The sequence below is a fragment of the Streptomyces sp. NPDC002446 genome (assembly GCF_053595675.1).
Window position 1 is genome coordinate 15,495 of the sequence record NZ_JBSFYC010000008.1, and the last position, 18,345, is coordinate 33,839.

18 protein-coding genes are annotated in these 18,345 nt (G+C 71.7%); 8 read left to right on the forward strand and 10 right to left on the reverse strand.

Annotated features, from left to right (window positions below):
• The first annotated feature begins 9 nt into the window (after positions 1–9).
• Positions 10–831, forward strand: coding sequence for an SDR family NAD(P)-dependent oxidoreductase (locus ACWD6P_RS06835; RefSeq protein WP_451442974.1), 822 nt, complete (start codon positions 10–12; stop codon positions 829–831).
• Entirely contained in the window at positions 821–1,600 is a 780-nt protein-coding gene (locus ACWD6P_RS06840; RefSeq protein WP_451442975.1) for a thioesterase II family protein, read from the forward strand. Before ACWD6P_RS06835 ends, ACWD6P_RS06840 begins: the two co-directional genes overlap by 11 nt.
• Here the strand turns inward: ACWD6P_RS06840 and ACWD6P_RS06845 are convergent.
• The 7 genes from ACWD6P_RS06845 to ACWD6P_RS06875 form a co-directional block, all read right to left on the reverse strand.
• Complete coding sequence (locus ACWD6P_RS06845) at positions 1,586–3,181, reverse strand: TraM recognition domain-containing protein (protein ID WP_451442976.1); 1,596 nt, start codon at positions 3,179–3,181, stop codon at positions 1,586–1,588. The genes ACWD6P_RS06840 and ACWD6P_RS06845 overlap by 15 nt on opposite strands.
• Positions 3,178–4,602 (reverse strand): ATP-binding protein, encoded by a 1,425-nt coding sequence (locus tag ACWD6P_RS06850; RefSeq protein ID WP_451443096.1) that lies wholly within the window; start codon positions 4,600–4,602, stop codon positions 3,178–3,180. The genes ACWD6P_RS06845 and ACWD6P_RS06850 overlap by 4 nt, the downstream gene beginning before the upstream one ends.
• 28 nt (positions 4,603–4,630) lie before the next feature.
• Positions 4,631–6,193 (reverse strand): SCO6880 family protein, encoded by a 1,563-nt coding sequence (locus ACWD6P_RS06855; RefSeq protein ID WP_451442977.1) that lies wholly within the window; start codon positions 6,191–6,193, stop codon positions 4,631–4,633.
• Positions 6,190–7,500 (reverse strand): hypothetical protein, encoded by a 1,311-nt coding sequence (locus tag ACWD6P_RS06860; protein WP_451442978.1) that lies wholly within the window; start codon positions 7,498–7,500, stop codon positions 6,190–6,192. Before ACWD6P_RS06860 ends, ACWD6P_RS06855 begins: the two co-directional genes overlap by 4 nt.
• Complete coding sequence (locus tag ACWD6P_RS06865) at positions 7,490–8,350, reverse strand: hypothetical protein (protein WP_451442979.1); 861 nt, start codon at positions 8,348–8,350, stop codon at positions 7,490–7,492. The genes ACWD6P_RS06860 and ACWD6P_RS06865 overlap by 11 nt, the downstream gene beginning before the upstream one ends.
• Before the next feature lie 539 nt (positions 8,351–8,889).
• Positions 8,890–9,198: a hypothetical protein gene (locus ACWD6P_RS06870; RefSeq protein ID WP_046930918.1), complete on the reverse strand. Its 309-nt coding sequence runs from the start codon at positions 9,196–9,198 to the stop codon at positions 8,890–8,892.
• Between the two features lie 283 nt (positions 9,199–9,481).
• Entirely contained in the window at positions 9,482–9,604 is a 123-nt protein-coding gene (locus tag ACWD6P_RS06875) for a hypothetical protein (RefSeq protein WP_399148754.1), read from the reverse strand.
• Positions 9,605–9,784: 180 nt separating this feature from the next.
• On the opposite strand from ACWD6P_RS06875, the gene ACWD6P_RS06880 reads away from it, so the two are divergent.
• Both ACWD6P_RS06880 and ACWD6P_RS06885 read left to right on the forward strand, forming a co-directional pair.
• Positions 9,785–10,789 carry a C40 family peptidase gene (locus ACWD6P_RS06880; protein ID WP_451442980.1) on the forward strand — a complete coding sequence of 335 codons (1,005 nt, stop codon included), beginning with the start codon at positions 9,785–9,787 and terminating at the stop codon, positions 10,787–10,789.
• Between the two features lie 206 nt (positions 10,790–10,995).
• The gene (locus tag ACWD6P_RS06885; protein WP_451442981.1) at positions 10,996–11,703 is read left to right on the forward strand and encodes a phosphatase PAP2 family protein; all 708 of its coding nucleotides are present in this window, start codon (positions 10,996–10,998) and stop codon (positions 11,701–11,703) included.
• Positions 11,704–11,796: 93 nt separating this feature from the next.
• On the opposite strand, the gene ACWD6P_RS06890 is transcribed toward ACWD6P_RS06885, so the two are convergent.
• Positions 11,797–13,389: an FAD-binding oxidoreductase gene (locus tag ACWD6P_RS06890; RefSeq protein ID WP_451442982.1), complete on the reverse strand. Its 1,593-nt coding sequence runs from the start codon at positions 13,387–13,389 to the stop codon at positions 11,797–11,799.
• A gap of 509 nt (positions 13,390–13,898) precedes the next feature.
• Here ACWD6P_RS06890 and ACWD6P_RS06895 point away from each other — a divergent pair.
• Both ACWD6P_RS06895 and ACWD6P_RS06900 read left to right on the forward strand, forming a co-directional pair.
• Positions 13,899–14,759, forward strand: coding sequence for a hypothetical protein (locus ACWD6P_RS06895; RefSeq protein WP_451442983.1), 861 nt, complete (start codon positions 13,899–13,901; stop codon positions 14,757–14,759).
• A gap of 136 nt (positions 14,760–14,895) precedes the next feature.
• Positions 14,896–15,087: a hypothetical protein gene (locus ACWD6P_RS06900; protein WP_451442984.1), complete on the forward strand. Its 192-nt coding sequence runs from the start codon at positions 14,896–14,898 to the stop codon at positions 15,085–15,087.
• Positions 15,088–15,093: 6 nt separating this feature from the next.
• Here ACWD6P_RS06900 and ACWD6P_RS06905 read toward each other — a convergent pair whose 3' ends face one another.
• Positions 15,094–15,510, reverse strand: a complete 417-nt coding sequence (locus ACWD6P_RS06905) for a metal-sensitive transcriptional regulator (protein WP_451442985.1) — start codon at positions 15,508–15,510, stop codon at positions 15,094–15,096.
• 194 nt (positions 15,511–15,704) lie between these two features.
• Between ACWD6P_RS06905 and ACWD6P_RS06910 the strand changes: the two genes are divergently transcribed.
• Together ACWD6P_RS06910 and ACWD6P_RS06915 are read left to right on the forward strand one after the other, a co-directional pair.
• Positions 15,705–16,325, forward strand: a complete 621-nt coding sequence (locus ACWD6P_RS06910; protein WP_451442986.1) for a DUF47 domain-containing protein — start codon at positions 15,705–15,707, stop codon at positions 16,323–16,325.
• A gap of 9 nt (positions 16,326–16,334) precedes the next feature.
• Complete coding sequence (locus ACWD6P_RS06915) at positions 16,335–17,333, forward strand: anion permease (RefSeq protein WP_451442987.1); 999 nt, start codon at positions 16,335–16,337, stop codon at positions 17,331–17,333.
• Between the two features lie 188 nt (positions 17,334–17,521).
• On the opposite strand, the gene pstB is transcribed toward ACWD6P_RS06915, so the two are convergent.
• A complete protein-coding gene (pstB, locus tag ACWD6P_RS06920) occupies positions 17,522–18,298 on the reverse strand; it encodes a phosphate ABC transporter ATP-binding protein PstB (RefSeq protein ID WP_355787463.1) in 777 nt (258 codons plus the stop codon).
• Positions 18,299–18,345: the final 47 nt, after the last annotated feature.

An 18,345-nucleotide genomic window follows, 5' to 3' on the forward strand; every position in this document is an offset into this window, starting at 1 on the left:
GGGCCGGACATGAACGCACGCACCGAAGAAGGCGAGCGGCCGGGCGGGCGGGGGCGGCCCGGCGAACTGGCGGGCAAGGTCGCCGTGGTCACCGGCGCCGCCCAGGGCATCGGCCGCGAAGTGGCCCTCCTGCTGGCCGGGTCCGGCGCGGACCGCCTGATCCTGCTGGACCGGGAGGCCGGCCACCTGGAGACGGTCGCCCAGGAGGTCCGCGCGCTGGGCGCGGCCGCCGTGGCCGTCGCCGCCGACCTGCGCGACCGCGACCTGGTCCGCGGCCGGCTGCGCGCCGAACTGCGGGCGGCCGGGCGGCTCGACATCCTCGTCAACAACGCCGGAGTGGCCGACGAGAACGGCCCCGACGACGAGACCACCTGGCTGCGGGTGCTCGACATCAACCTCCACGGCACCTTCGCGGTCACCGCCGCCTGCCTGGAGTACCTCGTCGACCAGGGCCGCGTCGTCAACGTCTCCTCCATCCTCGGCAAGGCCGGCAAGATGCGGAACACCGCGTACTGCGCCTCCAAGCACGGCCTGATCGGCTACACCAAGGGCCTGGCCCTCGATCTCGCCGCCCGCGGGATCACGGTCAACGCCGTACTGCCGGGCTGGATCGACACCCCCATGCTCCGCCGTGAACTCGCCGCCCAGGCCGACGAGATCGGCGCCGACCCGGCCCGGATGCTGCGCCAGGCGCGCAAGGGCATCCCGCTGCGCCGGCTCGTCGAGGCGCGGGAGGCCGCCGAGCTCGTCGGCTTCCTGGTGTCCGGGCGCGCGGGGGCGATCACGGCGCAGAGCCTGACCGTCGACGGGGGGTACACCCGTGGGATGTAGCCGCTGGCTGCGCCGGCTGGGGCCGCAGCCGGCCGGCGCCGCCCGCGTGGTGTGCTTCCCGCACGCGGGCGGCGGCGCGGGCGCCTACCGGCCGCTGGCCCGGGCCCTCGCCGCCGCCCCGGGCACCGCGGGCGGGTGCCCGCACGAGGTGCTGGCGGTGCAGTACCCGGGCCGCCACGACCGCGTCGGCGAGGCGCGGATCGAGGACCTGAGGCGGCTGGCGGCCGGGGCGCACGAGGCGCTGGCGCCGCTCACCGGCCGGCCGCTGACGCTGCTGGGGCACAGCATGGGCGCGCTGGTGGCGTACGAGGTGGCCCGGCTGCTGGAGCGGGCGGGGACGCCGCCGGTGCACCTGCTGGTCGCCGGCGCCTGGGCGCCGGCCCGGGTCGGCGGCGGCACCGTCCACCTGCGGGACGACGCCGCCCTCATCGAGGAGATCCGCCGGACCGAGGGCACCGACCCCCGGCTGCTGGCGTCCCCGGAGCTGCTGGCCGCGGCCCTGCCCGTGGTGCGCGGCGACTACAAGGCCGTGGAGACCTACCGGCACCGTCCGGGCCCGCCGCTGCGCACGCCCCTGACCGCACTGGTCGGCGACGCCGATCCGCTGGTGAGCATCGAGGACGCGGCCGCCTGGCGCGAGCACACCACGGGGGACTTCCGGCTGCGGATCCTGCCGGGCGGCGGCCACTTCGCGCACCGCGAGCACTGGCCGCAGGTCGTGGCCCAGCTCACCGGTCAGGCCCGGGGAGCGGCCTCACACCGGCAGTGAGCGGTGCGGCCAGCGGGCCCGCGCCTGTTCCTGGGAGCGCATCGTCGCCAGCGTCAGCAGGCCGCGCGTACGGCCGGTCTCCAGGAGGTCGGGGAGCGCGGGCAGCGGGGCGAGCGCGGCGATGTCGTCCAGGACGAGGGTGAGTGGTGGGTCGAGCCGACCGTCAGATGACCGTTCGGCCATGCGGCGGCCGTGCTCGACCACGCTTGAGAGGAGTGCGGTGAGCAGCGGCATCGCACCCGGGTCGGTACGCGGATCCTCGACGGGCTCGCCTACCACGTACAGCGTTCCCCCCTCATCGATAAATGATTCGAGAATGACCGAATCCGCTCGAAGTGGATTGCACGCGTCCCGGATATGGAGCGAGGAGAGGGCGGTCAGCGCACGCTCGACCAACTCCGTGGCCAGCTCCCGGCGTTCGGCGTGCGCGGTGAGCACCGACTCCAGCTCCCCGGCCTGACCGCCGGCCGCCTTCGGGCTGGTGCGCAGGATCCGTACGGGCTCCTGGGCGCTGCCCGGGGCATGGGCCCAGCGGTGCAGCTGGCGGAACGGGCGGCCGTCCACCGCGGCGGCGTGCAGCCAGCAGCGCAGCAGGGTCTGGGCGGCGTCCGCGACCGCCGAGTCCAGCGCGCCGGAGGGCCGTACGGGGGCGAGCAGCGCGGCGGCACGGGCGGCGGCGGTGGCCGGGTCCTCGCAGCCGGAGGCCGGCGACCAGCGCAGCCGGGCCGGGGTGTCCAGGCGGTGCGTGGGGTCGTAGGTCAGCAGCGGGCCGAGCTTGGCGCGGGCGTCCTTGGTCTCGGACCAGAGCGCCGGGTCGGTGGTGGCGACGATCAGGGGGCCGGCCGCGGCGGTCGCGGTGGCCACAGCCGCGGCGAGGGCCCCGGCCCGGCCGGAGGCGGTGAACTGCACCCGGGGCAGGGCCGGTTCGCCCAGCGGGCCGGGGGCGGCCGGGGAGCCGGTGCGCTGCTCCGGGACCGGCCCGGCGGGGGCGGCGGCGCCGGCGGGGGCGACCGGGACGGCCGGGGCGTCCTCGGCGGGTGCGGCCAGGGCCGCCCGCGCGGCCCGTGCCGCCGCCAGCGCCTCCCGGTCCTCGCGGGCCTCCCGCTCGGCCTCCCGTACGCCGCGCTCCGCCTCCCCGGCCGCCCGCGCGGCCCTGGCCGCCTCGTCCTTGGCCTTCGCCCGCCGCGCGGCCCGTACGGCGCGGTAGCGGGTCACCGTCCCCATCGTGAAGATGGTCAGCACCAGCAGCACCAGCAGCTCGCCGATGAGGATGCCCCAGAACAGGCCGTACCCGGAGAGCTGGCCCTTGGGAGTGCCGGGCCAGGCGCCGGCCATGTCGTGCGGCGCGGCGGCGAGATGGCGCAGCGCCACCGGCGTACCGGGGTAGCTGACGCCGTCGGGCCAGGCACCGTGGGCGAACAGACCGGCCAGCCCGGTCGCCGTCCACACCAGCACGGTCAGGCCCAGCAGGAAGGCGAGCAGGCCGACCAGCAGGGAGTCCGGGATGCCGCGCCCCGGGCCGTCGTGCGGATCGCGGTAGCCGCGGCCGCCGCGCCGTCCGTCGTCGTATCCGCGCCTCACGCCACCGTCTCGCTCGACTCGTCTCTCCACTGGCGCTCCATCGCGATCGCCTCCGCGCGCGCCTCGGCCTCGGCGTCCGCCGCCGCCTCCAGGGCGCGTGCCTCGTCGGTCGGCATCGCGGACGACTCGGTCATCGCCCGGTCGGTGAAGACCAGCGGGCGTTCGGCCTCGGTGATCAGGTGTTTGACGACCTGGACGTTGCCGTTGACGTCCCAGACCGCGATGCCGGGAGTGAGGGTCGGGATGATCTCCACCGCCCAGCGCGGCAGGCCCAGCACCCGTCCGGTGGCCCGTGCCTCGTCGGCCTTCTGCGCGTAGATGGTCCGCGTCGAGGCCATCTTGAGGATCGCCGCGGCCTCCCGTGCGGCCGCCCCGTCCACCACGTCGGACAGGTGGTGGACGACCGCGACGAACGACAGGCCCAGCCGGCGGCCGAACTTCAGCAGCCGCTGGAACAGCTGCGCCACGAACGGCGAATTGATGATGTGCCAGGCCTCCTCGACCAGGAAGATGCGTTTCTTCCGGTCGGGGCGGATCCAGGTGTGTTCCAGCCACACCCCCACGATCGCCATCAGGATCGGCATCGCGATGGAGTTGCGGTCGATGTGCGAGAGGTCGAAGACGATCAGCGGCGCGTCCAGGTCGATGCCGGCCGTCGTCGGCCCGTCGAACATGCCGCGCAGGTCACCGTCGACGAGCCGGTCGAGGACCAGCGCCACGTCCAGGCCCCAGGCCCGCACATCGTCTATGTCGACGTTCATCGCCTCGGCGGACTCCGCCTCCGGGTGCCGCAGCTGCTCGACGATGTCGGTCAGGACGGGCTGGCGGCTGGTGATCGTCTCGACCACGTAGGCATGGGCGACCTTCAGGGCGAAGCCGGAGCGTTCGTCCAGACCGTGGCCCATCGCGACCTCGATGATCGTCCGCAGCAGGGCCAGCTGGCCGGTGGTGGTGATCGACGGGTCGAGCGGGTTGAGGCGGATACCGCCGTTGAGGGCGGCCGTCGGGTCCAGCCGGATGGGAGTTATGCCCAGCTCCTGGGCGATGAGGTTCCACTCGCCGACGCCGTCCTCGCCCTGCGCGTCCAGGACGACGACCTGCCGGTCGCGGAACCTCAGCTGCCGCAGGACGTACGTCTTCTCCAGCGCCGACTTGCCGTTGCCGGACTCGCCGAGCACCAGCCAGTGCGGCGCCGGCAGCTGCTGTCCGTACAGCTGGAACGGGTCGTAGATATAGCCCTTGCCGCTGTAGACCTCGCGGCCGATGATCACGCCGGAGTCGCCGAGACCGGGGGCCGCGGTCGGCAGATAGACCGCCTGGGCCTGGCCGGTGGAGGTGCGTACGGGCAGCCGGGTCGTCTCCACCTTCCCGAACAGGAAGCTGGTGAACGCCTCGGTGAGCGCTCCGAGCGGATCGTGCAGGGCCATGACGTACGCGCCTCCCAGCGGCTTAGCGGCGGATCCCGGTCGCGAACGGCAGGGTGTTGACGAACGCCCGGTGGTGCTCGCGGTCGCACCACTCCAGCTTGAGGTAGGACTTGCCGGCCGAGGCGCGGATGGTGCGCTTGTCGCGGGCGAGCGCCTCGGGCGAGCGGGAGGAGACCGTGATGTAGCCGACGAGGTTGACGCCGGCCGCGCCGGAGGCGAGGTCCTCGCCGCGCTGGTCGACCCGCCCGTGGTGGGCCACGTCCCGCGGGTCGACCACCCGGTTCATCTTCGCCGCCCGGCTGGCCTCGGCGTCGTCGTTGGTCTTCTCCGTCAGCATCCGCTCGATGGCGATCTCGGTGGGCTCCAGGTCCATGCAGACCGCGACGGTACGGATCACGTCCGGGGTGTGCACCAGCAGCGGCGCGAGGAAGTTGACGCCCACCGGGGTCAGCGGCCACTCCTTGACCCAGGCGGTGGCGTGGCACCACGGCGCCCGCGTCGACGACTCCCGCGTCTTGGCCTGCAGATACGTCGGCTCCATCGCATCGAGCTCGGCCGGCCAGGCGTTGCGCTTGCTCATCGCCTGGATGTGGTCGATGGGGTGGTCCGGGTCGTACATCGAGTGCACGAGGGAGGCGAGCCGGGCCTGGCCGAGGGGCTGGCGCACCCGGATGTCGGCCTCCGCGAGCCGGGCGCAGATGTCGGTCAGCTCACGGGCCATCACGACCGCGAGCCCGGCGTCCCGGTCGAGCTTGCGGCGCAGCAGCCCGCCCTGGTGCATCCGGGCCGCGCGCGCCATCGTGTGCGCCTCGGCGGCCAGTTCGCGGGTGTAGTGCATACAGGCGACGAGGTAGGCGCGGTGCTGCTCGGAGGAGGTGGAGACCATCGACTGCAGCTGGTCGTAGGAGTCCTGCAGCCAGCGGGGGGAGGCCGTATCGCCGCGCTGGGCGACGTCCTTGGCGTGGGCGTCCGGGTCGGCCGGGAGGGTCCGCGCCAGCATCTGCAGCCGGGTGACGAAGCCGTCCCCGTTGGCGACGTGCTTGAGCAGCGTCCCGAACCGGTCGACGAGCGCCTCCTGGTCCTCGCTGTCGCGCAGCCCGACGCCCGGCCCCTCGATCTCGATGGCGGCCGTGACCGTCTTGCGGTCGGCGTGCAGCAGCACGGCGATCTCGTCCGGGCCGAACGGCGCGGACAGCCAGTTGATCCGCCCGATACCGGGCGGCGGGCCGATCTCGACCTCCCGGCCGTCCAGCCGTACGCCCGCCTCCGCGGCACCGGAGCGGTAGGCCGCGCCGCTGCGGACCGTACGGCGGTAGCTGCGCCGGATCTCGAACCACTTGTAGAACGTACGGCCCTTGTACGGGACGTAGACGGCGGCGAGCCCCAGCATCGGGAAGCCGGTGAGCGTCATGATCCGCAGCGGCAGCATGGGCACCAGCAGCCCGCACATCATGCCGAGGAACGCGCCCGCGATGATCAGCGCGATCTCGCCGGTCTCGCGGTTCTTGCCGACGATGGCGTGGGGCCGGGCACGGCCGATCAGATATGTGCGACGCGGCGCGATCGGGTGGGACTGCGTGCTCAACGCCCATCACCTCCTGCTGTCTTGCCGGTGCGGGCGCTGCTGCCGGGGTGGGGGTTGGTGCGGGGAGCGGGGGCGGCGGGGGGCGTGGCGCGACCGCCGCCGGAGCGGGAGCCGTGGGCCGCCACGCCGCCGGAGACCGCGTCGGCCGGCCGGGACTGGCCGCCCTGCGCCTGGCCGGCGCCGTCCGAGCCGGACGTGCGGGAGCTGTGCGTCTTGATGCCCTGCGAGACCAGCGCGGCCGGCGAGCTGAGGACGGCGGCCGCGGCGTTCTCCGCGCCCCGGCTCATCCGGTTGTTGCGCGACGCGGAGATCTCGTCGCCGAAGCCGGGCACGAAGCGGTAGATCACGGCGCTGGCGAAGATGGCCAGCAGGATGATCGCGAGCCCGGAGACCACGGCGGAGATGGCGTTCGGCCCCTTGTCGGACGACAGCGCCCCGGCGACGCCCAGCACGATCACGATGACCGGCTTCACCATGATCACCGCGATCATGATGCCCGCCCAGCGGCGCACATGCCCCCACATGTTCTTGTCGACCAGCCCGGCGTAGACCACCGTCCCCAGCAGCGCCCCGACGTACAGCAGCGCGGCCCGGATCACCAGCTCCAGCCAGAGCACACCGGCGGCCAGCACGGACACCAGCGACACCACGATCAGCATGATCGGGCCGCCGCCGATGTCGGTGCCCTTCGTCAGCGCCTGCGAGAACGACCCGAAGAAGGTGTCGGTCTGCGCGCCCGTCCCCTTCGCGATGATCTCGGTGACACCGTCCGTCGCCGAGACGACCGTATAGAGGATCAGCGGCGTAAAGGCGGACGCCAGCACCGTCAGCCACAAGAACCCCACCGCCTCACTGATCGCCTCCGTCAGCCGCACCCCCCGCACCGCCCGCTTGGCCACGGCCAGCAGCCACAGCACGAGCGTGAGCACGGTCGAGGCGGCGAAGACGACGGCGTACTGCCGCAGGAAGGCCGCATTGGTGAAGTCCACCTGCGAGGTGGCGTTCACGGCATCGGACAACTTGTCCACGATCCAGGCGGCGGCTTTGGCACAGCCTTTGGCCAGGGAGGAGAGAGGGTCTAGGGGGGTGTTGTCCAAGGGACTGGTGGGGGCCGTGCTGCCCCCCGACTGGTTTCCTTCTGTGCACGAGTGCACGAAGGGGCCTTGGAGCAGGTCGCAGTTCTTGTCGCCCGGCCCTGGGGACGGCTCAGCCATGGCACGTGTCGCAAGCATGAGGGCGAGGGTTTGTACGCTCGCCAGCATGGCGGCGACCGAGACCACACGGCGATGCTTGGATTTACCGGGCATAGGTGAACCCTCCATAGCCTTGGACAGCCTTGGTCATGTCCTGCGCCGATGCGGCGGCCTGATCACGCCCGATTGGAGCGGGACCATCCTTCTGAACGGAATCGGTGACCTTCCAGTCGCCGCCCGTCCACTTCAGGTCGAACGTGTTCGTGTACCAGCTCTCTGTGACGGGGTTCTGTGACTGCGTGCCTGCAAGGCCGAAGAGGGCGGAGTACCAGACAGAGACCTTGGCTGTGTCGCCCTTGAACAACTCGATCTTTGTGCCGACCGGGTTGGCGCGTGACACGAACGTCATCCCCTTGGGAGCCGTGCCGTCTGGCTTGAGGCCGACCCGTCCTAGGGCCGAGGCGTCGGAGTACGCCTTGTCGAGCCCGCTCTTGCGCGCCGCCGCTGCTGAGGGTGCGTAGACGGCGTCAATGATCGTGTGCCGGCGGTCGGTCTTGTACATACCGTCACTATTGAGCGCCACCACGAAGTTCGCCGCCGCCGACTGAGCCCCCTGCTCCGTCTTCGCGAACCCCGAAGCGATCCCCTCGTTCGTGCTGGTGACCGGTTTGGTGCCGGTGGGGGCCGTGGGGCGGGCGGGGCCGGCTTCGGTGCCCTTTGCGGTGTCGCCGCCCGCGGAGCCGCTGTTGCCGTCTCCGCCGCGGTTGGCGAAGGCGATGGCCGCCAGCAGCAGGACGATCACGCCGACGATCGTGACGAGGTTGCGGCTGGACAGGCCGGCCCGGGACCGGCGTCCCGAGCCGTACAGATCGCCCTCGCTGCCGGGAAGTCTGGTCCGTGTCTGGCCCGTCTCGGGACCACGGTGGCCGTCGCCGCCGTAGCCGCCGTCGTCACCGATGCTCATCGCGCCTGTGCCCCCTCTGCCTCTGCCGCCGTCGCCGTCCGTGCCGTTGTCGTGCCGCCCTCATATGACCGTAGCCGCGCGGGCGGCGGCTCGGGTGCAGTGGTACGAGTACATCTCACGGTGACGGGTCCTCAGATGCGGTGCGGCGGAGGCGAATGGGGGACATGGGCGGCTCTGGGCTGTTTGTACTCATCGGCCGCTCCGCGTGTGCCCTCGCCGTCCCGGAGCCGGTTGGCCCCCGGATCCACCTGTCCCCGCGCGGCGGGCAGCCCAATCGGCCCGCTGGTGGCCGGGGGTGACGAGGGCGCGCGGCGGACTTGGCGGGCCGGGGTGAGGGGGCGTCAGCATGGGGCCTCGGCAGGGAAGGTGCGGCCGGTGGAAGCGAGTGGGGGCACGGGGCGGCGGAGAGATGTCGGGCGGGGGCGCACGGCGGGCGGCCCGGGTTCGGGCGCATGCAGGGGTGCGCGCGGGCGGCGGGGCGGCGGTGGCGGCCGCCGCGCGGTACGGACGGCGTGCCGGACGCCGTGCCGTGGCCGGGGCTAGACCGCCATTCCGTAGACGATGGTGAACAGTGTCCCCAGGGATCCGATGATGAAGACGCCGGTCAGGCCGGCCACGATCAGGCCCTTGCCCTGTTCGGCGCTGAAGGTGTCGCGCAGCGCCGTGGCGCCGATGCGCTGTTTGGCGGCGCCCCAGATCGCGATGCCGAGGCACAGCAGGATCGCCACCGCCATGACCACTTCGACCATCACACGGGCCTCGTTGCCCAGGCTGCCGAACGGGCCCCAGTCCGGGGCGATTCCGCCGATGATGGTGGTGATGTCGCCCTTTTCGGCCGCAAGGAACATGTGTGACATGTGTGCCATGTGTGAACTCACCGCCCTTTATGGGTAGTTGGTTGCCCTCGCCCGTACCGGTGCGGCACGGGCCGGCTTCTATCTTCGCCGACGAAGGCGCCGTCAGAAATCGACTTGGCGTCTTTCTTTGGCGGATCCGATGCGAGTGACGTGCGCCGACGGGCACGCGTACTCCATTGAACCGGCTGGTCTCACCGTGTGTATCACGGGGGATAACCCTGAGCAATGATCATCGGGCCGGGGGCGCAGTGATCCGGGGCCGGGCGCGGGGCGGCTACTTCGGAGCGTGGGACATGGCGAAGATCATGACGAGCGCCACCAGGTGGATGGCGAAGAGGAAGTACGCCACGCGCCACCACAGGTGCCGGTTCATCTGCTTCTGGTCGTTCGGGTCCACGGCTCGCCGTCCTGTTTCGGGGTTCCTGTGCAGTGTCGCTCATCCGGCGGTGCCCCGGGCGCCCCTGTGAGGGGAATCGCGCCCGGGCCGGAGCGCCCCTGCGCCTCCCGTGTGACACAACCCGCAGCGAGCGGCTGGAAAACGGCAGTGAACCGCGCCTGAATGGGGGAGGGTTGTGGGGTGCGGAAATTCTGGGTGGCCGGCGGGCTCGGGGCAGGACTGGTGTTCTGCCTGCTCGGGCTGCTTGTGATCGGTACGTACACGGTGGCGGCCGGGCTGGCCGGGACCGGCGGCCGGGCGCTCGGGCTGGCCAAGGGCGCGGTGCCGGCCGCGTACCAGTCGCTGGTGCAGAAGTGGGGAACGCTCTGCCCGGCGATAAGCCCCGCGCTGCTGGCGGCGCAGCTCTACCAGGAGAGCGGCTGGAACCCGAAGGCGCAGAGCCCGGCGGCCGCGCAGGGGATGGCGCAGTTCATCCCCGGCACCTGGCAGACGCACGGCATCGACGGCAACGGCGACGGCAAGCGGGACGTGTGGGACCCGGAGGACGCGATCCCGTCCGCCGCGTCGTACGACTGCGAGCTGGCCCGTTACGTGAAGCGCGCGCCGGGCAACGACACCCACAACATGCTCGCCGCGTACAACGCGGGGGCGTACCGGGTGATCCAGTACAACGGGGTCCCGCCCTACCGCGAGACGCAGAACTACGTGAAGACGATCACGACCCTGGCGAAGAGCTTCGAGGCGCCGGCCGGCCCGGTGGCGCCGTCGCGGCAGGCCGCGGGCGCCATCTACTTCGCGCAGGACAAGCTCGGCACGCGCTATCTGTGGGGCGGGACCGGCACCGCCGCGCAGGGCGGCCGGTTCGACTGCTCGGGGCTCACCCAGGCCGCGTACCGCTCGGTGGGCATCGAGCTGCCGCGGGTGGCCAACGACCAGTGGAACGCCGGCCCGCACCCCAAGCGCAGTGAGCTGCTCCCGGGGGACCTGGTGTTCTTCGCGTACGACCTGAACGATCCGCGGTCGATCCACCACGTGGGCATCTATGTGGGTGGCGGGTACATGATCAACGCGCCCTACACCGGTGCGGTGATCCGGTTCGACAAGATCGACACACCGGACTACATCGGTGCGACCCGCGTCACCTCGGATGGCGCAAAAGCGCTCCCCAGCGCCAACGCTGCGTGAACATAGGGCCCTGAACTGCAGCGATGAATCAAGCTTCGATAACGTCCTGGTGATCATCCGGTGGAGGGTGGAACGCCCGGGGCGGGCATGGCGTTTCCCTTGCGTGGGGACGTAGCAGCGCTCGAAGCAGCACACGCTCGACGACCACGGGGGTTGGCAGCACACGAAGGCGCTCGCGCGCGCGGAAGATAAGGGGCCTGCGGCAGATGGCTGGACTCGCACTCGAGGGGCCGAACCCCGACGTCGACGTGCTCGACGGCATCAACGGCCTCGCGAAGGACGCCCCCCACTGGGTCAACAAGGCCATGGAGTACATCGGCGAGTACGGCATCATCGCCGCCCTCGCGGTGCTGTGCCTGGTCGCCTGGTGGTCGGCGCGCCGCCGGCCCGGCGCGCCGTCCGCGGTCGCCGGCCTGGTGTGGGCGCCGCTGGCCGCCGGTATCGCGCTGCTGGCCAACATCCCGATCCGGGAGTTCGTCGAACGGCCGCGGCCGTTCAAGGACCACGCCGGGCTGGCAGTGCTCATCCCCGGCAAGAGCGACTTCTCGTTCGTCAGCGACCATGCGACGCTCACGATGGCGGTCGGCGTCGGCCTCTTCGTCGCCCACCGCAAGTACGGCCTGATCGGCATCGCGCTGGCGCTCGCCGAGGGCTTCTGTCGCGTCTACATGGGCGTGCACTACCCGACCGACGTGATCGGCGGCTTCGCGCTGGGCACCGCCGTGGCGCTGCTGCTCGCGCCGCTGGCCCAGGCGCTGCTGGTGCCGCTGACGACGGCGATCGGCCGGTCCGGGCTGGCGTGGCTGGTGCGGACGCCGGGCAGCGAGGCGGAGGACGCCGAGGGCAGCCGGGTGGTCGCCGGATCGGCGCTGCCGAGCGGGCACAAGGAGCGCGACAAGGACCTGGCGGCCTGAGGGCCCCGGGGCCCGGAGAACGGCGGAGCCTGGCGGACGCGGACGGCCCGGACCCCTCGCGGGGGCCGGGCCGTCCGTGTGCCGTGCGCCGGCTCAGAGCGCCTGCGGGAAGGTGCTGAACAGCCGCTGCGGGTCGTAGGTCCGCTTGACCTGGGCGAGGCGGGTGGCGGCGGCGCCGTAGTAGGCGGACTTCCAGTCGGCCAGGCCCGGGTCGGTGTAGTTCTGGTACGCGGCGCCCGACGAGTGCCGGCGCATCGCGTCATGGAAGGAATTGAGCCACGCTGTCCGCGTGCCGGGCGAACCGTTCGCAGGCCAGGACGTCAAGTACTGGGCGAGGAAGCGCGATCCGCGGTGCACGAACGCGGTGTCGGTGCGGCCGACGCGGTTGATCGCACCGCCCAGCGCCGTCAGCGCCACATTGCCGCTCACGCCCTTGCGGCCGCCGCTCTCGATCTGGTCCATCAGGGTGCGGATACCGGTCGCGGACAGCGAGCGGTCGAAGAAGTGCGAGCGGGCCGCGTAGGTCTCGCGGCCGAGCTGGCCGGCGCCGGTGCGGCCGGGCAGCGAACCGGGCATATGGCACTGCGCGGTGGACTTCGACGAGCAGCCCGCGTAGGACTCCATCGCGTCCAGATAGCCGGTCGGGGTGAGGCGGACGGTGGCGGCGGGGCCGGGACCGCCCGGCTGGTCGGCCAGCTTGTCGATGGCGTTCTGCAGCTCGCGGTAGCCGCCCAGGGAGAAGGCCGCGACGGAGACCGCCGGGGTCCCGCCCGGCCGCGCGTCCAGATGGCAGGCGGACCATATCTCGTCGGCCTGCACCGGCCCCCACTTCTGCCAGGACGCCACGACCTTCGCCGCCTTGGCCCACGGCCACGTCATGTACGCCATCACCGCGCGTGGCGCCGGATGCGTACGGAAGCGCAGTTCGGTGACCACGCCGAAGTTGCCGTTGCCGGCGCCGCGCAGCGCCCAGAACAGGTCGGCGTGCTGGTTCTTGTCGCAGTGGACGGTCTTGCCGTCGGCCGTGACCAGCGTCGCGCCGACGAGGCTGTCGCAGGTCAGACCGTACGCGCGGGAGACCACGCCATGGCCGCCGCCGAGGGTGAGGCCGGATATGCCGACGGTGGGGCAGGAGCCCCCGGGTATCGTCACGCCGTGCGACGCCAGCCCCGTGTAGACGTCGATGAGCTTGGCGCCGGCGCCGATGTGGGTGGTGCCCCCGGAGGGCGCGCCGACCTTGGAGAGCGCGGAGACGTCGATGACGAGCTTGCCGTTGCCGCTGGACCAGCCCGCGTAGGAGTGGCCGCCGCTGCGGATGGCGACCGGGGTGTCGTGCCGCTTGGCGAAGGCGAGGCATTCGGCGATGTCGGCCGGGTGCTTGACGTACGCGATGGCCGACGGCTTCAGCGTGTCGTAGCGGGTGTTGTAGAGGCGCCGGGCGGTCGCGTAGGCGGCGTCGGAGGCCCGTATGAGCTGACCGTCCAGGCTCTTGCCGAGCGCGGTCCAGGAGGCCTGGCCGGCGCGGGCACCGGCCGTCTGGGTCCGCGCCGCACCGGCGGCGGCCCCGTTGGCCGAGGTGGCGGACCCCGCGGCCGCCCCGGCGGTCTTGGTGTCGCAGCCGGTGGCCCAGACGACCGAGGTCGCCGCCAGTCCGGTGCCGGCCTGCAGGAGTGTGCGCCGCTTCACTGGGATGAGTCCCCCTCGATGTCTGCGGCCCTGCCCCGGCGGCCGATGGCGGCCGGTGGTCGCGGGGCGCGCCGCGCCGTTGCTTCCCTCCACTAGCCAGATGCCCCAGGGGCGTTGGGGGTTCCCGGAACGGACGGACTCGTTCCAGAGGGCGGCGTCACTCCGGCGGGCACCCGCGGCCGGACCCCTCGGGGGCCTCGGACAGATGGCGCTCCGCGTCCGTGCGCGCCTGTGACCGGGCGCGGCGGGCCGGCCCCCGCCAGCCGCAGGTGCAGCGCGCGGTGCAGAAGGAACCGCGCTCGGTGGTGGAGGTCGTATGAGGGACTCGGTCGGGCACCCGTCCACGCTACGCGCCCCCGCCGCCGTTGCGTGACGAGCCCCCGCAACGGTCGTTGAACGGATCGGTCGACGGAACGTCAGAGGTGGCGTTGGCGGTACGTCCGACCCTCCCGAGCGGACCGGCCGGCCCAGGCCGGTCCCGGAAACGGCGGCCGAGGGGGCTCGTACGCATGGTGGTGCAGGACAGGCGGGGCGGCGCGGCCGCCGTGGCCGTGGCGTGCGGGACGGGGCTGGCCGTCGGGCTGCTGACGACGGGCTGTTCCTCCGAGGGCGCCGCCGCCGACGACCAGGAGCCGTCCGGCCGGCCCGCCGCCGCGGCCGCCGCCGTCCGCGCCAGCGCCGACGCCCTGGTCCGGGCCCGCTCCGCCGAGGTCCGTACGGCCATGGAGACGGTGAGCGGCGGCACCCGCGTCGCCATCCGCGGCACCGGCGGCTATGACTTCACCACCAGCAGCGGGCAGCTGCGCGTCGTGCTGCCCGACCCGGCGGGCGGCCCCAGCGCGGGCCACCAGCCGATCACGGAGATCCTTGCGCCCGGCGCGCTGTTCATGAAGAACCGCGGCGCGGGGGTGCCCGCGGACAAATGGGTACGAGTCGACACCGCCACGCTGGCCGACGGGAATCTGGTCACCGGCGGCGCCACCGATCCGCTGGCCGCCGCCGAACTGCTGCGCGGCGCACGGGACGTGACGTACCAGGGCGACGAGCGGCTGGACGGCGTCGTGGTGCGGCACTACCGGGGCACGACGGACATCGGGACGGCCGCGCGGGCGGCGTCGCCGCGTTCGAGGGACGCGCTGGTCGCCGCGGAGAAAGGGTTCACCACGGACGCGGTGCCGTTCGACGCGTATCTGGACGAGGCCGGGCGGCTGCGCAAGGTCCGCCAGCGGTTCCACTTCGCCAACGGCGCGCCCCAGGGGGCGTCGGTGACCTCCACGACCGAACTGTCCGGTTTCGGGGCGAGGGTCCCGGTCCGGCTGCCGGACCGGGACGACATCTACGCGGGGAAGATCGCTTCCACCGGGCCCTAGCAAGGCCCGGCGGGCACGTGTCGGGGGCGGGTGCCCGGTGGCGGAAATGGTCCTTCCGTGCCATGCGCGGAGCGTCCGGCCGTCCTTACGCTGGTCGGTAACCACCCAAGGCGTGGGAAGGCGCTCGAAGGAGGAGGTGTTGTACGTGGCCGGCCACCGCCCTACGACGGTTCAGGACCACGTAGCCCTCGCCGAGATCGACCTGACGGGTGAGTTGATGATCGCGGCCGCGGCCGCGAGCGAGGATCGGCTCAGCCCGGACCGTATCGACGAGGTGCTGGACGTGGACGGGGACGGCCGCGAGCCGCCCGGCGGGCCGCCGGCGTAGCCGCCGTCAGGTGCGCAGCATCCGCTCGATGGCCTTGGTCGCCTCCTGGACCTTGGCGTCGATGGCCTCGGGGCCCTTGACGGCGGCGTCGGCGACGCAGTGCCGCAGGTGCTCCTCCAGGAGCTGGAGCCCGAAGGACTGCAGGCCCTTCGTGCTCGCCGAGACCTGGGTGAGTATGTCGATGCAGTAGACATCCTCTTCGAGCATCCGCTGCAGTCCGCGGATCTGGCCCTCGATCCGGCGCAGTCGCTTGATGTGAGCGTCCTTCTGCTGTGCGTAGCCGTGGATGCCGGTCTTCGGCGAAGTCGCTGCGGCGTCGGTCACGGTCCGGGCCGCGCTATGGGGTGCGGATTCCGGCTGCGGGGCGGGGCGGGCCGCGGCGGCTGCGGCGGGGCCGTTGGCGTCGGCGTCCGTGGTCGTCATGGCCGTCTCCCGTGGTATCTAGGCGATCTATATACCCCTGGTGGGTATATGGTACCGAACTTTGCGGGCACCTGCGGTACCCCGTGCAGAGCATGCTGCCCGATGGGCGACACTGAGGGAATGCCGGTTAGCAGTGGCTGGATGATGCGCCTAGCATCAACTCGACCGAATCCGATGCACCCCGAGGATTTCACGTGCGCTTTCGTCTGACCCCCAGGGAGACGAGCTTCTACGACATGTTCGCCGCCTCCGCGGACAACATCGTCACGGGCTCCAAGCTCCTGATGGAACTGCTCGGGGCGGACGCCTCCGCGCGGACCGAGATCGCCGAACGGATGCGTGCGGCGGAGCACGCGGGAGATGACGCGACGCACGCGATCTTCCACCAGCTGAACTCCTCGTTCATCACGCCGTTCGATCGCGAGGACATCTACAACCTCGCCTCGTCCCTCGACGACATCATGGACTTCATGGAGGAGGCCGTCGATCTGGTCGTCCTCTACAAGGTCGAGGAGCTCCCGAAGGGCATCGAGCAGCAGATCGAGGTGCTGGCGCGGGCGGCCGAGCTGACCGCCGAGGCGATGCCGCATCTGCGGACGATGGACAACCTCACCGAGTACTGGATCGAGGTCAACCGTCTGGAGAACCAGGCCGACCAGATCCACCGCAAGCTGCTCGCGCACCTCTTCAACGGCAAGTACGACGCCATCGAGGTCCTCAAGCTCAAGCAGATCGTGGACATCCTGGAAGAGGCCGCGGACGCCTTCGAGCACGTCGCCAACACCGTCGAGACCATCGCGGTCAAGGAGTCCTGAGCCCCGGCCATGGACACCTTCGCGCTTGTCGTGACCATTGCGGTCGCGCTCGGATTCACCTATACCAACGGCTTCCACGACTCGGCGAACGCCATCGCGACCTCGGTCTCGACGCGGGCGCTGACCCCACGGGCCGCGCTGGCGATGGCCGCCGTGATGAACCTCGCCGGTGCCTTCCTCGGCAGCGGGGTCGCCAAGACCGTCAGTGAGGGGCTGATCTCCACTCCGCACGGCAGCCAGGGGATGGGCATCCTCTTCGCCGCGCTGGTCGGCGCGATCGTCTGGAACCTGGTCACCTGGTACTTCGGGCTGCCGTCGTCGTCCTCGCACGCCCTGTTCGGCGGCATGGTCGGTGCGGCGCTCGCGGGCGGCACCGAGGTGATCTGGAGCGGGGTGATCGAGAAGGTCGTCCTGCCGATGTTCATCTCGCCCGTGATCGGCCTGGTGGTCGGCTATCTGGTGATGGTCGTCATCCTGTGGATGTTCCGGAAGGCCAATCCGCACAAGGCCAAGCGTGGCTTCCGCATAGCGCAGACGGTCTCGGCCGCGGGCATGGCGCTCGGCCACGGTCTGCAGGACGCCCAGAAGACCATGGGCATCGTGGTGATGGCCCTGGTCATCGCCGACGTCGAGACGGCGAACGCGGCCATCCCGATCTGGGTCAAGCTGGCCTGCGCGATCACCCTCTCGCTCGGTACGTACGCGGGCGGCTGGCGGATCATGCGTACGCTCGGCCGCCGGATCATCGAGCTGGACCCGCCGCAGGGCTTCGCCGCGGAGACCACGGCCGCCTCGGTCATGTACACCGCGTCGTTCATGTTCCACGCGCCGATCTCCACGACCCATGTCATCACCTCGGCGATCATGGGCGTGGGCTCGACCAAGGGCACCCGCGCGGTGCGCTGGGGCGTCGCCAAGAACATCGTGATGGGCTGGTTCATCACCATGCCGGCGGCGGCGCTGGTCGCGGCGCTCGCGTACTGGCTCGTGCAGCTGGCGTTCGGCTGACGGACCGGCGCGCCGGGCCGAGTACCGCCGGCCGCCGGACACAGCAGTGGGCCCGCCCCCCGGGAAGGAGGGGCGGGCCCTTCGTCTTGCGGTGGCACCGCCATGCAGCACCGCAGGACGCTCAGGGGGCGTCGGCCAGGGCACGTCCCGGCCGAAGCACGGCCAGGGCCTGTCCGATGGGTCAGGGCCTAGCCGAAGCGGCCGGAGATGTAGTCCTCCGTGGCCTGGACCGACGGGTTGGAGAAGATCCGCTCGGTCTCGTCGATCTCGATCAGCTTGCCGGGCTGCCCGACGGCCGCGAGGTTGAAGAACGCCGTACGGTCCGAGACGCGCGCGGCCTGCTGCATGTTGTGCGTCACGATGACGATCGTGAAGCGCTCCTTGAGCTCGCCGATCAGGTCCTCGATGGCGAGGGTGGAGATCGGGTCGAGCGCCGAGCAGGGCTCGTCCATCAGCAGCACCTGCGGCTCGACGGCTATCGCACGGGCGATGCACAGCCGCTGCTGCTGGCCGCCGGACAGGCCCGAGCCGGGCTTGTTCAGCCGGTCCTTGACCTCGTTCCAGAGGTTGGCGCCCTTGAGGGACTTCTCGACGACGTCCTTGAGCTCGCTCTTCTTGTACGAGCCGTTCAGCCGCAGGCCCGCCGCGACGTTGTCGAAGATCGACATCGTGGGGAACGGGTTGGGGCGCTGGAAGACCATGCCGACGGTGCGGCGGACGGCGACCGGGTCGACACCGGAGCCGTAGAGGTTCTCGTCGTCCAGCATCACCTTGCCCTCGACGCGGCCGCCGGGGGTGACCTCGTGCATGCGGTTCAGGGTGCGCAGGAAGGTCGACTTGCCGCAGCCGGAGGGGCCGATGAAGGCCGTCACCGAGCGCGGCTCGACCGTCATCGAGATGTCGTCGATGGCCTTGTGGCTGCCGTAGTACGCGGACAGTCCGCTGACGTCGATTCGCTTGGCCATGGGATCACTGCTTCTTTCGGTGCTTCAGAGGGTCGCTGTCTGGCCCC